At 35.0% G+C, this 18,196-nt stretch carries 16 protein-coding genes; 8 read left to right on the forward strand and 8 right to left on the reverse strand.

All coding sequences use genetic code 11. The annotated features are described in order from the left end of the window. Positions 1-352: 352 nt before the first annotated feature. Both DF185_RS22340 and dnaG read right to left on the reverse strand, forming a co-directional pair. Positions 353-877, reverse strand: coding sequence for a pyridoxamine 5'-phosphate oxidase family protein (locus DF185_RS22340; protein WP_110363883.1), 525 nt, complete (start codon positions 875-877; stop codon positions 353-355). Between the two features lie 63 nt (positions 878-940). After that, positions 941-2,896, reverse strand: coding sequence for a DNA primase (gene dnaG, locus DF185_RS22345; protein ID WP_110363885.1), 1,956 nt, complete (start codon positions 2,894-2,896; stop codon positions 941-943). A 181-nt stretch (positions 2,897-3,077) separates the two neighbouring features. On the opposite strand from dnaG, the gene DF185_RS22350 reads away from it, so the two are divergent. Together DF185_RS22350 and DF185_RS22355 are read left to right on the forward strand one after the other, a co-directional pair. Next, the gene (locus tag DF185_RS22350; RefSeq protein WP_110363887.1) at positions 3,078-3,926 is read left to right on the forward strand and encodes a hypothetical protein; all 849 of its coding nucleotides are present in this window, start codon (positions 3,078-3,080) and stop codon (positions 3,924-3,926) included. Positions 3,927-3,936: 10 nt separating this feature from the next. Continuing rightward, positions 3,937-4,623, forward strand: a complete 687-nt coding sequence (locus DF185_RS22355) for an SIR2 family NAD-dependent protein deacylase (RefSeq protein WP_110363889.1) — start codon at positions 3,937-3,939, stop codon at positions 4,621-4,623. Positions 4,624-4,695: 72 nt separating this feature from the next. Here the strand turns inward: DF185_RS22355 and DF185_RS22360 are convergent, their stop codons facing one another. Both DF185_RS22360 and DF185_RS22365 read right to left on the reverse strand, forming a co-directional pair. Further along, positions 4,696-6,999 (reverse strand): inorganic phosphate transporter, encoded by a 2,304-nt coding sequence (locus DF185_RS22360; protein ID WP_110363891.1) that lies wholly within the window; start codon positions 6,997-6,999, stop codon positions 4,696-4,698. Positions 7,000-7,086: 87 nt separating this feature from the next. Beyond that, a complete protein-coding gene (locus tag DF185_RS22365) occupies positions 7,087-7,479 on the reverse strand; it encodes a methylglyoxal synthase (RefSeq protein WP_110363893.1) in 393 nt (130 codons plus the stop codon). A gap of 211 nt (positions 7,480-7,690) precedes the next feature. Between DF185_RS22365 and DF185_RS22370 the strand changes: the two genes are divergently transcribed. After that, entirely contained in the window at positions 7,691-8,113 is a 423-nt protein-coding gene (locus DF185_RS22370; RefSeq protein WP_110363895.1) for an SPOR domain-containing protein, read from the forward strand. Positions 8,114-8,123: 10 nt separating this feature from the next. Further along, positions 8,124-8,543, forward strand: a complete 420-nt coding sequence (locus tag DF185_RS22375; RefSeq protein ID WP_110363897.1) for an SPOR domain-containing protein — start codon at positions 8,124-8,126, stop codon at positions 8,541-8,543. Here the strand turns inward: DF185_RS22375 and DF185_RS22380 are convergent. Continuing rightward, positions 8,537-9,148, reverse strand: a complete 612-nt coding sequence (locus DF185_RS22380) for a hypothetical protein (RefSeq protein WP_110363899.1) — start codon at positions 9,146-9,148, stop codon at positions 8,537-8,539. The genes DF185_RS22375 and DF185_RS22380 overlap by 7 nt on opposite strands. A 114-nt stretch (positions 9,149-9,262) precedes the next feature. Continuing rightward, positions 9,263-10,717 (reverse strand): RNA polymerase factor sigma-54, encoded by a 1,455-nt coding sequence (rpoN, locus tag DF185_RS22385; RefSeq protein WP_110363901.1) that lies wholly within the window; start codon positions 10,715-10,717, stop codon positions 9,263-9,265. Between the two features lie 601 nt (positions 10,718-11,318). On the opposite strand from rpoN, the gene DF185_RS22390 reads away from it, so the two are divergent. Beyond that, positions 11,319-11,669 carry a hypothetical protein gene (locus tag DF185_RS22390; RefSeq protein WP_110363903.1) on the forward strand — a complete coding sequence of 117 codons (351 nt, stop codon included), beginning with the start codon at positions 11,319-11,321 and terminating at the stop codon, positions 11,667-11,669. Positions 11,670-11,932: 263 nt separating this feature from the next. Here DF185_RS22390 and asnS read toward each other — a convergent pair whose 3' ends face one another. After that, complete coding sequence (gene asnS, locus DF185_RS22395) at positions 11,933-13,378, reverse strand: asparagine--tRNA ligase (protein WP_110363905.1); 1,446 nt, start codon at positions 13,376-13,378, stop codon at positions 11,933-11,935. Between the two features lie 791 nt (positions 13,379-14,169). On the opposite strand from asnS, the gene DF185_RS22400 reads away from it, so the two are divergent. Together DF185_RS22400 and DF185_RS22405 are read left to right on the forward strand one after the other, a co-directional pair. After that, positions 14,170-14,565, forward strand: coding sequence for an HU family DNA-binding protein (locus DF185_RS22400; protein WP_110363907.1), 396 nt, complete (start codon positions 14,170-14,172; stop codon positions 14,563-14,565). Positions 14,566-14,761: 196 nt separating this feature from the next. Further along, a complete protein-coding gene (locus DF185_RS22405) occupies positions 14,762-16,420 on the forward strand; it encodes an AMP-binding protein (RefSeq protein ID WP_110363909.1) in 1,659 nt (552 codons plus the stop codon). A gap of 27 nt (positions 16,421-16,447) precedes the next feature. Here DF185_RS22405 and DF185_RS22410 read toward each other — a convergent pair whose 3' ends face one another. Next, the gene (locus DF185_RS22410) at positions 16,448-17,305 is read right to left on the reverse strand and encodes a hypothetical protein (protein ID WP_110363911.1); all 858 of its coding nucleotides are present in this window, start codon (positions 17,303-17,305) and stop codon (positions 16,448-16,450) included. Positions 17,306-17,587: 282 nt separating this feature from the next. Here DF185_RS22410 and DF185_RS22415 point away from each other — a divergent pair, with 282 nt between their 5' ends. Next, positions 17,588-18,193 carry a TetR/AcrR family transcriptional regulator gene (locus DF185_RS22415; RefSeq protein ID WP_110363913.1) on the forward strand — a complete coding sequence of 202 codons (606 nt, stop codon included), beginning with the start codon at positions 17,588-17,590 and terminating at the stop codon, positions 18,191-18,193. The last annotated feature ends 3 nt before the right edge of the window (positions 18,194-18,196 follow it).

An 18,196-nucleotide genomic window follows, 5' to 3' on the forward strand; every position in this document is an offset into this window, starting at 1 on the left:
AAACACCATGCAAAAATCGTGGCAAAACCACCCTCTTTCATCATGTTTTCTCTATCGCCCTACCGTTGTAAAGCGGGTGCAAAGATAACGCATACTTTCTCAACTTTCCAAATCAAAACTTTAAGTTTTTTAACCAATACAAGCTAACAAGTTGATAGTCCGACAGAAAGTTTTTTTGAGAAAAAATAAGGCTGAAACTTTTGAGATGGTTCCAACCTTAGTTTTCGTTTCTAACCGAAATTTTAACTACTTAAATATGTCACTTCAAAAGTAGTATTCAAATTGGTTAAGCTCTTAAAACATTTGTTAAGGAATATTAAAAAAGCCCTCTCTAACGAGAAGGCTTAAGGTATTATAAATCCTTCATTGATTTTTTTCTATCCCTTTCAACTTGCCATGGAAAATTATTTCCATGAGGCGCACCAAATTCTTTCGCAGTTAGCTCTTCTGGTTTTAATCGGTAAACTTCAACGTTTTTTACTGCCGGAGAGTTATAAGTAAACTTACGATCGGTATACTGAGCCATAAGGATATTTAGTGCATCAACTTTTTTATCGTAATCAGTAATGAACTCAATTTTACCTCGGGCAACAACACTTTTTCCTTTCATTCTATAACTACATGCAACATGAGCATCCTGTGCTGCAAGTTCTACCGGTGTGCAAAAAGTAACACAAACTTCTGGGTTTGCTTTCATTGCATCTATTAACTTGCCAAAATCGGCACCATGCATATAAATGTAACCATCATGGTATCCAAAATTCATTGGTACAACATATGGTCTGTTTTCAGTATCAATAACTCCAAGATTACAGATTTCACATGAACGAATAATTCCATCAATCTGTGTTTTGTCTTCTATAAATATTGTTTTCATCCTTTTATTATCAAGTATACTGTAAGCAGCATGGAAACCAATTACAGTTTGGTTAGTATTAGTTTATAGTATTGTTCGATTTCCCAATTCTTTTGAAATTGCATTTTTTATCTGATCCAGTACCATTTTTTGTTGCATCAGTTCCATCATTCGGTCAGCATTACCCGTTTGCTGGGCTTTTTGCATCTCATCCAGAACCTCCTTCATTAAGATTCTCACCTTTTTGCCCTTGTACTCATTCACCATTTTAGGAACCAAATCCTTTAATTTTTCAATTATAGACTCTACAAAACTCCCATTTTTGGTCCAGATTTTACTTTCCTCGTATGGTTCACTTAAAATATCAGCAGCCAGCTGACTTACCTTTTCATTGGTGTGATCGCGGAAAAAAGTTTTTGCATTAAAATCAGCATTATTCATATTCGAACCGTATTGATCAAACACCAATTGATATAATGGATTTATGGATTCCAATTCGTCCTTTTGTAATTCCGAAATAATAAATGTACCAACCAAAGTAATTACCTCTTCACCATTTTCGTTCTTATCTCGGAACAATACCTCGGTGCCAAAGTTTAGCAGAAAACGAACCAATGCCCGTTCTTCCAGGTCACATTCGTTACCCGATCTTAAAAATCCTGAATTTTCAGCCATTTTCTTAGCAGGTTCAGGTTCATTAAAATCTGGACGTTGATTTCTTTTCCAGGCTTCCTCCTTACGTTTGTGAATGATTTTATTAATCTCAGTATATAAAACTCGTTCATCCACATTCAAAATACCACTACATTCTCTCACATAAACCGAACGCACAATGGCATCAGGAATTATTGCAATAGAGCGCACAATATCTATAATCAAATTTGCACGTTTTACCGGATCATCCTGTGCATCTTTTAAAAGAAGGTTCGTTTTAAAAACGATAAAGTCTGTCTCGTTTTGCTCTATATAGTTGGTAAGCTCAGTTGCTCCCATCGTTTTTGAGAAGGAATCCGGATCTTCTCCTTCCGGCAACAACAAAACTTTAGCATTTACCTCTTGTTCCAAAACCAAATCAATACCTCGTAAAGAAGCTTTTATACCAGCAGGGTCACCATCATATATAATAGTAACGTTATTGGTAAATCTTTTTATCAAACGGATTTGATCTGGAGTAAGAGCAGTACCAGAAGATGCAACAACATTTTCGATTCCTGCCTGATGAAAAGAAATTACATCAGTATATCCTTCAACCAAAAAGCATTTATCATTCTGAACAATTGATTTTTTTGCCTGAAAAATACCATACAGTACTCTACTTTTGTGATATACTTCGGATTCAGGAGAATTCAGGTACTTAGCAGTTTTCTTATCATTTCGAAGTGTACGTCCTCCAAAGGCCAATACTCTTCCTGCAATACCATGAATTGGAAAAATTACCCTTCCTTTAAACCTATCAATTAAGCGACTCTCCTTATCGATACTCAAACCAGTTTTTACAAGATATTCCTTCTTGTATCCACTATCTATAGCTTGTTTCGAAAATGCTTCCCACTCTTCAAGGCAAAATCCTATCTGAAATTTTTTAATGATATCGTCACGGAAACCACGCTCTCTTAAATAACTCATACCAACAGCCATTCCTTGCGGATGTTGATGTAAATTATGAGTAAAAGTTTTTTGGGCAAAAGAATTAACGATCATCATACTTTCCCTATCGTTCTTTTGCTTCTCTTGTTCTGGCGATAATTCCTGTTCGATTACATCAATATTGTATTTTTTTGCCAGATATTTTAATGCACCTACATAATCGAGATGCTCGTGCTCCATGATGAAGTTTACCGAGTTTCCTCCTTTACCACATCCGAAACATTTATATATACCTTTTGCTGGAGATACTGTAAATGACGGAGTTTTCTCGTTATGAAATGGACATAAACCCAAATAGTTTACACCTCTTCTTTTAAGAGTAACAAAATCCGAAACCACTTCAGATATCTCTGCAGCATCAAAAATTCTTGATATCGTAGCCTGATCAATCATACGAACAAAAATAGAAAACAAGATTGATATTCGCTCACCGAATGAAAACTTTTAAAATTTGAAGAAATAAACATACTATAATAAAGGATGCTAAGTTTTATAATCATATACTTTAGCATTCCTATTTTTTTTTAGATCATACATTATAATACGTAACTTGAATTTTTAACAAATCGAAATGATGAAACAACTATTACTTACAGCAATTTTTATTTGCCTTTTAAGCTTTACAGGTAAAACTCAAGAACATTTGCCTACAGCAAATGATTATTCTGCTTTTGCAAAAACAAAAACCCTAATTGTTTTAGATGATAATCCTATGAGCGAATACAACTTTAGGATAAAAGACGTAATTAAAAACAATTGGACAATTACTGAATATGGTTTCATTTCGAATAAAGAGTTCGAGAAAAAACGTTTTGACTCTAAGTATTCCTTTATTATTAATAGCATAGTTACTTTTAATAAAGATAAAACAAAAGCCAGATATAACTTTCTTAGCCTGGTAATGGGTAGTAAGCAACAAAGAATTGCCAACATGCCCGATTTATGCTCGGTACCTTTATCCTACAAACATGTACATGAAGATGTTTATTCGTATAAACTGCCTTGCTTTATCAGATTCATGCAAAATCATGTGAAATTGGTCAGTAAAAATCCTGAAATTATTTCTGCCAACGTATTAAAATACTACAATAAAAATGCATCCTTGCTTCAAGGCAAAACACTTTACCTTGTTAAAGAGGAGTTGCATAAAGAAGTAAATAGTTTGGCAAAAATCCATAAAGTTTACTCTGGTAAGGTGAAAATTGTAAGCAAAGAAGATGTTGAAGAAGCCATTGATAGTAAAAAAGAGAATGTAGTGTTCCTTCATAAAGTGGGACCAGAAAGTTCAAAAACAAAGGCGAGATGTTTCAAGATATTGGTTGGTGCCAGTGATTCAGATTTTTATTATTTTGACTATCACATGATTAAAAAGAAACAAAGCGATTCATTTTTAGAAAAAGATTTTAAACGAATAGCCCGATAAATCTAAACTCATGAAAAAACTAGTTGTATTAAGCGGTGCAGGAATGAGTGCCGAAAGTGGTATCAGGACTTTTCGCGATATGGGAGGATTGTGGAAAGAATACGATGTTATGGAAGTGGCCAGCCCTACTGCCTGGAATAACAATCCAAACCTGGTTCATCAGTTTTACAATGAAAGAAGAAAGCAATTGTTTAAATGTGAACCCAACGAAGGTCATCACCTTATTAAAAAGCTGGAAGAACATTTCGATGTTCATATTGTAACTCAAAATGTTGATGATTTGCATGAAAGAGCTGGCAGTTCAAAAATCTTGCATCTGCATGGCGAATTGAAAAAAGCACGTAGCACAGTAGATTCAAGTTTAGTTTATGAACTTGACAAATGCGAGCTTGGACTAGAGGATAAATGTGAGAAAGGATCTCCTCTTCGTCCGCACATTGTATGGTTTGGTGAAAGTGTTCCTGCTATATCTGAAGCTGCTGAAATAGTAGCCCAAGCTGATATCTTATTAATAATAGGTACTTCATTAAATGTTTATCCTGCGGCTGGCTTAATTGATTATGCACCGAACAATACTCCTATTTATATTATCGATCCTAATCAACCTGCTATTCATTCCAATCACAACATTACATTTATAACAGAAGTTGCGAGTGTAGGAATGGAAAAACTTTTCGAGATTCTTAAACTCAAATAAGGTGAATTCCTCTTAAAAAAACAAAAGCCGGAATTCAATATTCCGGCTTTCTTATATAATTAATGATTTAGATTAATCATCCATAGATTCTTCTTCAATCATAGAATCAACTTCTTCTCCATTAAAACCTGAGAAGTCTCTTGAAGCTTTCAATAGATTTCCAGCATGTAAAGTAAGGTTCTTAGTTTCGTTCAAGATACCTAGGTATAGAACTGAATTTCTAGTACCAACTTTTTCAGCTTTAATTCTCTTGATTTGCTCTTTTCTAAATTTGCGAATTGACTTCAACAAATCTTTTTGCTTTCCAAGAGCTTTTTCAATTTCAGCAGTTTCATAATTGCTGTCTTTCAACAAGCGATTAATTGTTCTGAAGAAATCATCAAGTTTGGTTTGAATGATATTTAGTTCATTCACCTGCTCCTTAATCAAAGTTTTGTGATTATTATCAACGTAATCGAAAGCAGGACCAGCAATAAAGCTCATCGAGTGTGCAATTTCACGCAAGTAATCAATCAACTGAACGTAGAAAGGTCCTGTTGCAATACTATCTTCACTCAACTTCTTCATCATAGCAGGAACCTGATCTTTCATCTGTTTCGCTTCCTTATCTAACTTACCAGCTTTTTTGTTGCATTCCTTCAATTTAGAACGCTCTTCGAAAGCCAGTCCGTTAATGATTTTGCCATATAGGTTTGGAATCTTAACTGTGATACCAGAAACTGCGAAAGTTAATTGTTCAAAAATTCCACCTTTGATGATAATCGAATCTTCATCCTCTGCAACCTCTTGCTCTTTAGCCTTTGATTTTTTCTTGTGGAAAACGTGAGAACGAACCACAAAAGTTACAGCAAGAATTAACAATCCAAGAATTGCAATTCCACCTAACCAATTAATCAAGTTAGCGAAAATAAATGCAGCTGTAAAGGCACTGAATGCAGTAAAGAACCATCCTCCAATAACGGTTAGCACACCAGTAATACGGTATACAGCAGAATCTCTACCCCAAGCTCTATCAGATAATGAAGTACCCATAGCCACCATAAATGTCACATAAGTTGTAGACAATGGCAATTTCAATGAAGTACCAATCGAAATCAAAATACTAGCAACTGTAAGGTTAACCGATGCACGAATCATATCGAAAGCAGGCTTATCCTTAGGATCAATTCCTGGGATAGCTACTTCTTCCGGTTTGCTAAATCTGTTTGCAATACCTTGCTGAACCGTTGCCGGCATCATGCGCTTGAAGTTGCTGTTCGCTGATAATGAACGACGAACTAATAAACGTGCAAAGAACGATGATCCAAATTTTTCGTCTCCCTCATTTTGGCTACTCAAGCCAATCTCCGTCTCAGTAACTGTTCTTGCTTTTTTAGAAAACCATAAAGTTACGGTCATTACAATACCAGCAATTATCAATAGGTAAGTTTCAGTCTGTACTTTTTGACTCAAAATACCCATTGTCATTCCATAAGGATCTGTACCCGGATTAGCAGCAAATGCCTGGAACGATTTGAAACCAGCCAATGGCACACCAATAAAGTTTACAAGGTCGTTACCTGCAAAAGCCATTGCCAGTGCGAATGTACCAACCAATACAATCACCTTAAGAATGTTTAAACGAACAAACCAAACTAAAGCTTGTAACAATATTGTCCATCCAACAAATGAAACCGCAATAATGGTTAAAGTGTTAGATTTAATCCAAGCCAAAGTATCTTTGGTAATGAAAGAGGATCCTTTTGCACCTTTAATCAGGATAAAATAAGTAATTGCAGTAATAGCAATACCTCCGAAAATGGCACCAAAGTACTTGAATGTTTTCTCGTACCTGTACGTGAAAACCAATCGTGTTACCCACTGCACCAATGCACCGGATAAAAAGGCAATAACAACACTCAACAGAATACCGGTTATAATTGCCAGTGCTTTAGCTGAGTTAATGTAATTTCCTAAATCAAGCAAAGATTGGTCGGCAGAGTTCATAATTTTAACTACGGCAACAGCAACAGCAGCTCCAAGCAACTCAAATACAATCGAAACTGTAGTTGAAGTTGGCAGACCTACGGTATTGTAAAAATCCAACAGAATAATATCTGTTAGCATTACCGCAATAAAAATGATCATGATTTCTGCAAAGTAGAATTGGTCTGGGTGGAAAATCCCTTTACGAGCTACTTCCATCATACCACTCGAAAAAGTTGCTCCTACCAAAATCCCAAGGCTGGCAATAATCATGATTGCCCAACGTGGGGCCGCCTTAGAACCGAATGCAGAGTTTAGGAAATTAACGGCGTCATTACTCACGCCCACGATAAGATCGCTAATGGCCAGTGCAAATAGCACTACCACAATTAACAAATAAAAGTTCTCCATGTTATTAAGTTCGTAAATTCATCGCAAACATACTAACACATGGAGACTAAAATGTTTCGTTTTTATTACGTTTGTGTTAACTCTGTGTTAACTTTTGACTTCTTCACCCTTATTAAGCTTAACTAAAAAGTCAGCGGTGGCAACATTCAAAGCCATTGGTACATTGTTAATTACACAAGTTCTAATTAACGTTTGTATGTCATGTTCATGACCATGAGGTGTTTCAGCATCTATTAAAAATATTACTTCATCAACCTTTCCTTCAAGAATTTGAGCGGCCAATAAAATGTCTCCTCCATTTGGTCCATGTCCAAAAGCTTCGACCTCAAGATCCAACACTGAGTTTAATATTTCAGAAGTATTTGTCGTCCCTATTAGCTTGTGCTTCTTCAATTCATCAAGATGTCTTTTTACCCACGCAAGCATTACGCTCTTCTTCTCATTATGCGCTACTAAGGCAATTGTTTTTTTACTTTCCATATCTAATCTCTTATTAATTTTGATCTTATATTTTAAATCTTTGATGTAATACAAGTGTATATAATCAAAAAAAAAACGTAATTGTTAAAAGAACTCTATCTATTCCATTAAGTTTTTTGTATTTTTCTGATTAGTACAACAAATAAACAAAGTATTCTTCAAATCAGTAATAAAATTGTAAATTTGTTAATATTATATTAATGCTAGCAATATGAACTACCTATCTAAAATACTGTTATTGTCCGTTCTAATATGTGGAATTGGATTAAGTTCTTGTAAGGAAGAGGCGAAAGAACCAGTAAAAAAAGAAACAACTAAAAAAGTTGCCAAAAAGAAAGAGGTTAAAAAACCTACACCAAAGCCTGTTGAAAAGAAAAAATTAGAACCTGTTGTGGAAAAAGTTCCGAACAAATACTTTTTAATTGTTGCAAGTTTTGAAAACAAAACAAATGCCGAGAAACTTCAATCTAAATTAAAGGAAGAAGGTTATGTTTCTGACATTCACAATTCAAAAAATGGATTCTTCAGAGTATCATACAAAGCTTTTTCGGATAGAAAACTAGCATTTCAGGAGTTGGCATCGGTTCGAGCAACAGAAGAACACAAAGACACCTGGCTATATATCAAACGATAATTTTTAGGACATGGCAAAACTAAGCTATCTATTCATTCTCCTTTTTCTTTTACTAGTATCCTGTAAAGATGAGAAAAAGGTTACTACTGTTAGTAAGGACAATGTTGTTGAGCAAACAGCAAAAAGACAGGTTCCAGAGTTAACTCCACCACCTGAAAAGCCAGAACCTAAATTAAGTAGTGCTGAAATTGCTAAAAACCGAGAAATTTTCGACTATCATATTGTTGCAGCCAGCTACAATTATCAGAAGCAAGCCGATGCTTTTAAAGAAAGATTGTATCAAAAAGGCTATCCTTCCATTGTGTTAGAGAATAATGGAAAATTCAGGGTAGTGCTTCAATCATTTAATAACAAAGAATCGGCAATAAAAGAATTGAAACGCTTAAGAAAGCTGAATAAAAAACCTGATTTATGGTTGCTTCGTCAATAAAGCTGAAGAAGCATTACTGTTGAAAAAATAACAACAAAACCTAATATAAAACCTGCATATACCTGTAAAGGAGTGTGCAGGTTTAATTTTAATCGGGAGTATCCTAACAATCCTGCCAATAAAATTCCTGCAATAAAGTATACTCTTAACGAACCGGCATATAGAATGGTAAAACTCAATACCATTCCAATAAATCCACCAATACCAGCCATGTGAATGCTAATTTTCCATTTGGTAGAAATTAAAGCAATTACACCAATAGAAATAATTGCAGCCAATTGCAGGTGAGCAATAATTCTGGTAATTGGAAATTTCATTAAAAGATAAAATCCCAAGGCATAGAAAATAAGGGTAAAGACCAATGGAACCGCTCTCTCCCTTCTTTCGCTTAAGCCATAATCCGAAACAAACTTTTGTGCCTTTAAAAGTGGAAGCACACTAATGGGAAGAAGCACGGTTGAAATTCCAACAATCAAATAAATAACACGAATCAATTGAGGCGGAGTAAAATCAAGAAAAGTGCCTGAGTGAAATATTACAAAAATGGAGTACAAAGGCATTAACATTGGGTGCACTACTCCTGAAATTATTCTTGAAAGATTCATATTCTGTTAGAATTATACTATTTATTATCAGTCTTTAACCAACTGCTCTCTTAACAAAAGAAAGGTGCAAAGATAATTGTCTTTGCACCAATTCGAATTATAATTAATTCTTTTTTACAATTCCTTTCTTAAACGAGCAACCGGAATGTTCAATTGCTCACGATATTTCGCCACTGTTCTACGTGCTATTTTGTAGGACTTCTCCTTTAAAATTGCAGCCAACTTATCATCGGTTAATGGCTTTTTCTTATCCTCATTGTCTACACACTCCTGAAGAATCTTCTTGATTTCACGAGTAGAAACTTCCTCTCCCGTATCTGTTTGCAAACCTTCCGAGAAAAAATATTTCAATGAGAAAATACCAAAATGTGTTTGAATGTATTTGGAATTCGACACACGAGAGATGGTTGAGATATCCAATCCTGTGATATCAGCAATGTCTTTCAGAATCATTGGCTTCAACTTTCTCTCATCACCTTCCATGAAATACTCTCTCTGAAACTCAATAATAGCATTCATACTTATCATCAAGGTATTCTGACGTTGTTTAATTGCATCGATAAACCATTTTGCAGAATCGAGTTTTTGCTTTACAAACATCACTGCATCTTTCTGCTCTTTGCTTTGATTCTTTTTGTTGCCAGCATAATCCTGAATCATTTCAGAATAGGTACGACTAACATGCAATTCCGGAACATTACGTGCATTTAGACTTAATCTCAAATCACCATCTTCCTCCTCCAAAATAAAATCGGGAATAATGGTTGGCGATGCTTTAACCATTGGATTGTTGAAAGCAGACCCTGGTTTTGGATTCAATTTCAGAATCTCATCAATTGCACATTTAAAATCTTCATCGTTGGCACCAACGCGCTTCTGAATTTTATCGTAATGCTTCTTGGTAAATTCATCGAAATGCTTCTTCAGGATCAAATGAGCCAACTTTACATCAGGGTTGTGCTTTCCCTTTCGGGATATTTGAAGCAACAAACATTCTTGTAAATCACGAGCTCCAACTCCTGCAGGATCAAAATCCTGAATAACACGAAGCAGCTCTACCAACTCTTCAAACGAAGTTTCGATTCCTGTTGAGAAAGCCAAATCATCTACAATACTATCTATATCTCTTCTCAGGTAACCATCTTCATCGATGTTACCAATCAGATATTCGGTTAACGCAGCTTTTTCAGGTTCCAATATTCTCAATCCCAACTGAGAAATCAACAATTCATGAAAAGTAGTTCCTCCCGAAAAAGGAATTTCCTCGTGCTTATCGTCTTTTGAATAATTTTGTGCCGATAATTTATAGGATGGAATATCCTCGTCGTTCATGTAATCCTCTAAAGTAAATTCTTCTTTATCGGTATCACGATCGTTTGTATCTTCTGTTTGGGCTGAATCTTGAAACTCTTCTACTTTTTCGCCTTCTTCAAGAACCGGATTTTCTTCCAATTCCTTCTTAATTCTCTCCTCAAGCTGCAAAGTTGGAAGTTCCAACAGCTTTATCACCTGTATTTGCTGGGGCGATAACTTTTGTAATAATTTTTGCTGTAAACTTTGCTTTAGCATTCTGTTTCGTGTTCTGGTTTAGTCGAAGCAAGATACATAATCTGCGCTGAACTCACAAATATCAAGCCAAAGCGAAAAAGTTAAAAAAGATTAAAGGAAATGGCGAACAGCAATCAGCTTTCGGTATTGTTAGTTTCATGCTCAGACTTCAGTTCGGTGTACGAGTAATTCCCATAAGAGTTTATTGATTAAGACGCAGATCATTTTATTGATGTATTAAAGTTTTGTATACATTATATATAGGTATACCTATATTCGTTGCAGGAAACCAAAACTCTTTTCTCAACTGTGCTGTTGCGATAATTTTAGCCCTTTGTTCGCTCCTCTCACTACTGACTAGGCTATAAAGATGACGCTTCGCTGGTGCTTGATTCACAAGAAATATTAAAAATCCGCAATAATACTATTCAATCCGTGTAATCTGCTTCCCAATAAAAACATTTGACACATAAAGTCATTTTTATTTAAAGCTTGATTAGTCAGTTGATATACAATGATATATTTTATTCAATGAATTAACTCTAATTTTAATTGTATCAATAAGGTAAGTAAGCATACCTATTCATTAACAATTTTTATTAACCTTTTTAAATTAAATATTATGAGTAAAGTGAATACAGCAATCGACATGAAAAAACTAAGTAAAAACTTAGTTGAATCAAGCAGTTCTCAACATGCAGAAATTAAGCCTGGCGGATATACTACATTCTATGGGAAAGAAGGAAGAAACTATATTCTAGCTTTAACTGACATGGATGCATCATATCCTGCAACTATTGAAGTATTTGATATGGATTGGGGACACCTTGTAGAAACCGTTGTAATTGAAGCCATTCAAACTGAAACTACAATGGTTAAGATGGAGAAAGGCAATGGAATTCGTGTCTATAACCAATCAAATGCAGAATCTCCAGGAAGACCTTGTATAAATGCAAGTCTTTATCCTGCATAAAGCATTCAGTACTTTTGATGATTAGCTATATAAAGGGTGGGATAGTAATATCCTGCTCTTTTGTTATATACTCCAGTAATCTATCTGCATTATATCAAAGTGTTTACCTCATACTTAAAATTCGAGATAATCCTATTCAACCTGGGTAATCTGTGTACCAATAAAAAACCGCATCACAAAAGTGACACGGCTTCATACATTATTTATCTTTTTATTGATACCCTCACTTAGAGTGAGAGCATCAAATCATTCCATATTTCTTTCTAGAATTCCGCATTTTTTGGAGTTCTTGGGAAAGGAATTACGTCGCGGATGTTACCCATACCAGTAACAAACAACATCATTCTTTCAAAACCAAGACCAAAACCAGCGTGAGTTGCAGATCCGAAACGACGAGTATCTAGGTACCAATCCATTTCTTCAGCAGGAACATCCATTTCCTTCATTCTGGTTGTTAATTTCTCAAGATCTTCCTCACGTTGCGATCCACCAACAATTTCACCAATACCTGGGAACAAGATATCCATTGCAGCAACAGTTTTTCCATCATCGTTCTGCTTCATATAGAATGCCTTGATATCCTTAGGATAATCTATCAGGATAACTGGTTTCTTGAATTTCTTCTCAACCAAATATCTTTCGTGCTCCGATTGCAAGTCAGCTCCCCAACCTTCAATCAAGTACTGGAATTTCTTCTTCTTGTTTGGCTTAGAGTTACGAAGAATGTCGATAGCCTCAGTATAAGTCAAACGAACAAAGTCGTTCTCTAATACAAACTTCAATTTCTCGATCAACTCCATCTGACGATCTTCTGCTTTCAAACCTTTTTCTTCTTCTTGCAAGCGCTTGCTCAAGAACTGAAGGTCTTCCATACAGTTATCCAAAGCATATTTAATCATATACTTCAAGAATTCTTCAGCCAAATCCATGTTATCTTTGATATCATAGAATGCCATTTCAGGCTCAATCATCCAGAACTCAGCCAAGTGACGAGTTGTGTTTGAGTTTTCGGCACGGAAAGTAGGACCAAAAGTGTAAATCTCACCCAAAGCCATAGCTCCCAACTCACCTTCTAGCTGACCAGAAACGGTAAGGTTGGTTTCTTTTCCGAAGAAATCTTCTTTATAGTTGATTGTTCCATCCTCGTTTAAAGGTGGATTTTTAGGATCAAGAGTTGATACTCTAAACATTTCACCAGCACCTTCGGCATCTGAACCTGTAATTAATGGAGTATGCATGTAGTAGAATCCTTTCTTGTTGAAGAACTCATGTACTGCATAAGCCATTGCATGACGAATACGGAATACTGCACTAAATGTATTGGTACGGAAACGCAAGTGCGCCTTTTCTCTTAAGAACTCTAAAGAGTGTTTTTTAGGTTGTAATGGATACTTTTCAGGATCGGCAACACCTAATACCTCGATATTTTTAGCAGCAATCTCAACAGATTGTCCACTACCTTGCGATTCTATAATTTCTCCATCAACCGAAATGGCTGCACCAGTTGTGATCTTTTTCAACAAGTCCTCATTAAAATTAGGAACATCAACAACTACCTGAAGATTTTGAATAGTAGAACCATCATTTAAAGCCACGAAATTAATTTGTTTATTACCGCGCTTTGTTCTTACCCATCCTTTCACATTCACCGTACTGCCTGCTTCTGCAGAAGCCAACAGATCTTTGATCTTAATTCTTTTCTGTTCCATTTTAATTAATACTTAATGAGACTTTTAGCTATCAGCACCAAGCTGACAACTCTCAGCTATTCCCATTCTCAAACAAGAATAACTTATTCTAAATATTTCTATTTGTGAACGATAATGCATCAAAAAATCACTTTGCGCAAAATCGAACTACAAAAATATAAAAATTGATTGCAATACGGTTTACTCATTGCTAATTAATTGAAAAAAAGAGGAAATAGATTTATTATCTATATCATGTATTCCACATTACAATACCTGCTTTCGTATATCCACAAAACAAGAATTAAAATAACTGTATGATTAGACAATAATGAGTTTCATCGCTTTTTCAAGTTGAGTTTTTCCCTCCTAGGGAACCGTAGCGAAGCGGAGCTCGTGAACGCATTAAAATAAAGGCCACTTGTGAACCAAATCCCGACAGGGAAAAGGGTGAAATAAAACAATATATTCAAAATACACCCTTCTGGCTGCCGCCTCCCGAAAGTTTTCGGGATTCCCTGGAAGGGAAGAATTCCTAAATAAACCTTTCTATTGTTTTTTAAACTATGTTTTCAATCCTTGATTCGCATATCAATTCAATTCCTATAATAAGGGCTTGATTACATTAGATACCTTGCTTTTAAACAAAACCTACGTACAAAAGCAATTAAACGTACTTAGGTTTTATAATTATTACCATGGTCATAATATATTTTTATCATGTTAATAATTATTTTTTACCATGCTCAAATTTTGATAACTTAAGGTAGTTTTAATTAAAACCTAAGTTCATTTTAAAGTAAAGATACTGTATGAGTGTTGAATACAAAGTGGTAAAAATAGTTCCTCCTAGCAAAAAGGAAGAAGATTGTAAACCTTATTATCCAAGAATTACCAAAAGAGCCAAAAAGGATTTAAGAGATTTGGCTGAGGATATTTCTCAAATGTCAACCTTTAGTACCATTGATGTAATTGGAGTTTTGGAAGCATTTACCAGCTTAATTCCGCATTATTTAAAAGATAATTGTTCTGTTGAACTAGGTGATTTGGGTACATTCTCATTGCATATTAATGCTGAGGGGTCAGAATCTCCAGAGAAAGTTAGTCGCCACAATGTTAAAGGGGTAAAGATGGCGTTCCGACCTAGTACAAGAGTAAAGAAAGATTTGCAAAATACTAGCTTTAAGAAGTTGCCTACGAAAAAATGAATCATTACTAAAGTCATCAATTAGTATATAAGCCCTTTAATGCGCTAATAAATATTTTTTTCCAGATTTTTTACTATTTCATAAATAATTGATTTTCTGGAACATTATATCCAAGATTATAAAATAACATATTTGGGGTTTATGATTTTTTTGCAAGATTACTATCTTTAGATCTTGCATCAATCAAAGTAAATCAATGATTCAAAACAAGTTAGTCAATTCCATTCAGGAAACGATTCAGAAAAACTGGGAACACCCAGCTTTTACAAACTACCAAAAAGACACAATTACATTTCAGGAAGTAGCCCAGCGAATTCAGTGGATGCACTTTCTGTTTAAAGAACTGGGAATTAAAAAAGGTGATAAAGTTGCAGTTATTGGTCGCAACCTAAACAACTGGGCAGTTACCTATTTGGGTACCATTACTTATGGTGCGGTAATTGTTCCTATTCTGCCTGATTTTAATTCTAGTGATATTCACCATATTGTTACTCATTCAGAATCGAAATTGCTTTTTGCTACCGAGAACATTTTCAATAAAATTGATGATGACAAAATGAAAAAGCTAATGGGGATCATTTCTCTTGGAGAGTTTGAACCTCTTTGCTCATCATGCGATAAGCTGAATAAGGCAATAGAAAAAGCAAATAAAAAATCGAAGGAAGTGGAGGCAAGCAAGGATAAATTAAACTTTGCCGATCCTAAAGAAGATGATATTGCAGTTCTTTCCTATACCTCCGGTACTTCGGGATTCTCGAAAGGTGTAATGTTGCCTTACAAAAGTTTGTATTCAAACGTAAAAATTGGTTTCGATCATATCGATCTGAATCCACAAGATAAAGTAGTTTCATTCCTACCATTGGCCCATGTATTTGGTTGTTTGTTCGAATTCTTAACCGAATTTTGCTGCGGATGTCATGTGGTATTTTTATCGCGTGTTCCTACTCCACAAATTATTACCAAAGCTTTTCAGGATGTTCAACCTAAGCTGATTTGTTTGGTTCCCCTGATTATGGAAAAAATCTACAAGAAAAGAATTCTGCCAGTATTGGAAAGCCGCAGGGTAAAACTGATGCTTAAAATTCCATTGCTGGAGAAGAAAATCTATAAAAAAATAAGAACCTCGTTGATTGAAACATTTGGAGGTAAGTTTATTGAGGTCATTATTGGTGGTGCTGCTTTAAACAAAGAAGTTGAAGATTTCTTGAAGAAAATAGAATTTCCTTTTACTGTTGGATATGGAATGACAGAGTGTGGTCCGCTAATTAGTTACAGTCCTACACAAAAATTCAGATCGCACTCGTGTGGTGAGGTGGTTGATCGTATGCAGGTACGAATCGAATCGGAAGATCCGTATAAGGTGGTTGGCGAAATTCAGGTGAAAGGTGATAATGTAATGAAAGGATACTACAAAAATCCTGAAGCTACTGCCGAAGCCATGACCGAAGATGGTTGGTTACGCACCGGTGATTTGGGAATTATTGATGCCGACGATACAATATATATACGTGGTAGAAGTAAAAACATGCTTTTAGGACCATCGGGCCAAAACATTTACCCGGAAGAAATTGAAGCGGCATTAAATAATATGCCATTTGTTCAGGAATCGATAGTTACCGATGATAAGGATCACAAATTAATTGCTTTAATCTATCCGGATTACGAAGCTTGTGATGCAGAGGGATTGAATAAAGAGGAAATTCAGCAAGCATTAGATAAGGACAAGCAGATTATTAACAAATCTTTACCTTCTTACATGAAAGTTTCGAGAATCATCCTGTTTCCTGAAGAATTTAAGAAAACTCCTAAGCGAAATATTAAACGATATTTGTATACAAATTTGTATCGCGAATAAAAAGAAAGCCGATCTGTTTAGATCGGCTTATTTTTTAAACAATCCTCTTTGCAATTTTGTGCGATGATTTAATTTGAATACCAAATCAACTACAGGCATTAAGAACAATTGTGTTTTTGCATCATTATTTAAATAGTAAGTTTTGTATCCTCCCGATACTGAAAACTTACTGTTCTTATGCCAATGTATTTTCCCTTGACTCTCTATTGCATATTCTCCTCCAAAATCGATATTATAATAGTCGGCCGAAATTGAAAAGTTAAAATTCCTGTAAACATTTCCCACCAACTCTAAACCTGCAAAGTATACTTTCTGATCATCGTAGTAAGAACCCGATCGTTGATACAAGAAATAGTAATCCAATTTTGGAAAATTATCATCGCCAGCCTTCAAGGAAAAGTCGAAACCAACACGAGCTGTTAGTACCAAATCGGGTATGCGAATAAAACAATCTTCAGGTTGCGGATTGAGTATTCGGCTCAATATCAATTCATTTCTAAATGTGAATATATGCGGAACATCGGCAGTTTCGGGAATTTGATCCTTAAACCCCGAACTTTTTGCCCATTTTAATCCCAAAGTTGGATAATAGAATGTATGCTGACTTGATAGAATGGTATTCTTACCCAGCCATTGGTGTTTGAATCCAATATTGGGTGCCAATGGAAAAAGTAACAATTCCGTATTCAATTCTGTCTTAGGATAATTACCATACCTACTTTTTGCCAAAGCACTTAAATGTATTTCTCCCATTGGAACCACCTTCGCTCCTCTATCAGTCCACGAGCTATAATAATCAACTCTTTTTCCAGGAACAGGTGATTGTGCTTTTGATACAAATACGCAGCAAAAACATATTACTGACAAACAAATTAACTTTCTCATTGGTTATAGCTTTAAATAGTAAGCGTAAAATTCTGCATTTTATTATAAAAACCGAACGAATTTTGTGCAAATGTTAAAACCGTTTCATTTATGCCATTTACCGATAAAAATGAAATGGTTACCTAATTAATGGTAATTAGGCATTCTTCAAACTCTATTTTTATAGTGCATAAATAAATCTCAATTGCTGAAATACTGTATGTTAACAAAATTTAACTTTAAACACAGGAAACTTTCAGAACTTTTATAGTTTCCATAGTGTTATGTGATTATATTTGCAAAATGAAGAATCAGAAGGAAGATATAATTGAAGTGTGTTGGGAGTTATTCTTTCAATTTGGAATCAAAAGTGTAACAATGGACGATATTGCTGCTAAACTTGGCATTTCGAAAAAAACCATTTATCAACACTTTAGTAATAAAACCGATTTGGTAGAGCAAGCTATTGAATGGCAGATTAATCACCCGCGTTTTTCATTCCAATCAGAGGAAGTTAGTCATCTAAACGCCATAGATCAATACATTGAGTTTTATAAGTTTGTGGTAGGCCAGATTTCTAATTCGTGTGAATCTATGCGTTACGATTTAAGGAAATATTATCCAAAGCTATGGCATAGGTTCCATTTGATAAAGCTAACCACATTTCAGAGCGAGCTAGCTCAAAACTTACAACAAGGAATTAACGAAGGCTTGTTCCGTCCGGAAGTAAATATTGAGTTTATCAGCAAAACCATGGCACGTTTTTACCTGAATATGGTAGAGGCAGATAATGTAATTCTCGAAAAAGAAGACATTGAAAATATAGAATACCATAAAGAACTCGGTACATACCATTTACACGGAGTATGCACCGAAAAAGGAATAGAATACTTTAAAAACAATTTTTAATAG

This window comes from Marinifilum breve (assembly GCF_003202155.1).
Lineage (GTDB): Bacteria > Bacteroidota > Bacteroidia > Bacteroidales > Marinifilaceae > Marinifilum > Marinifilum breve.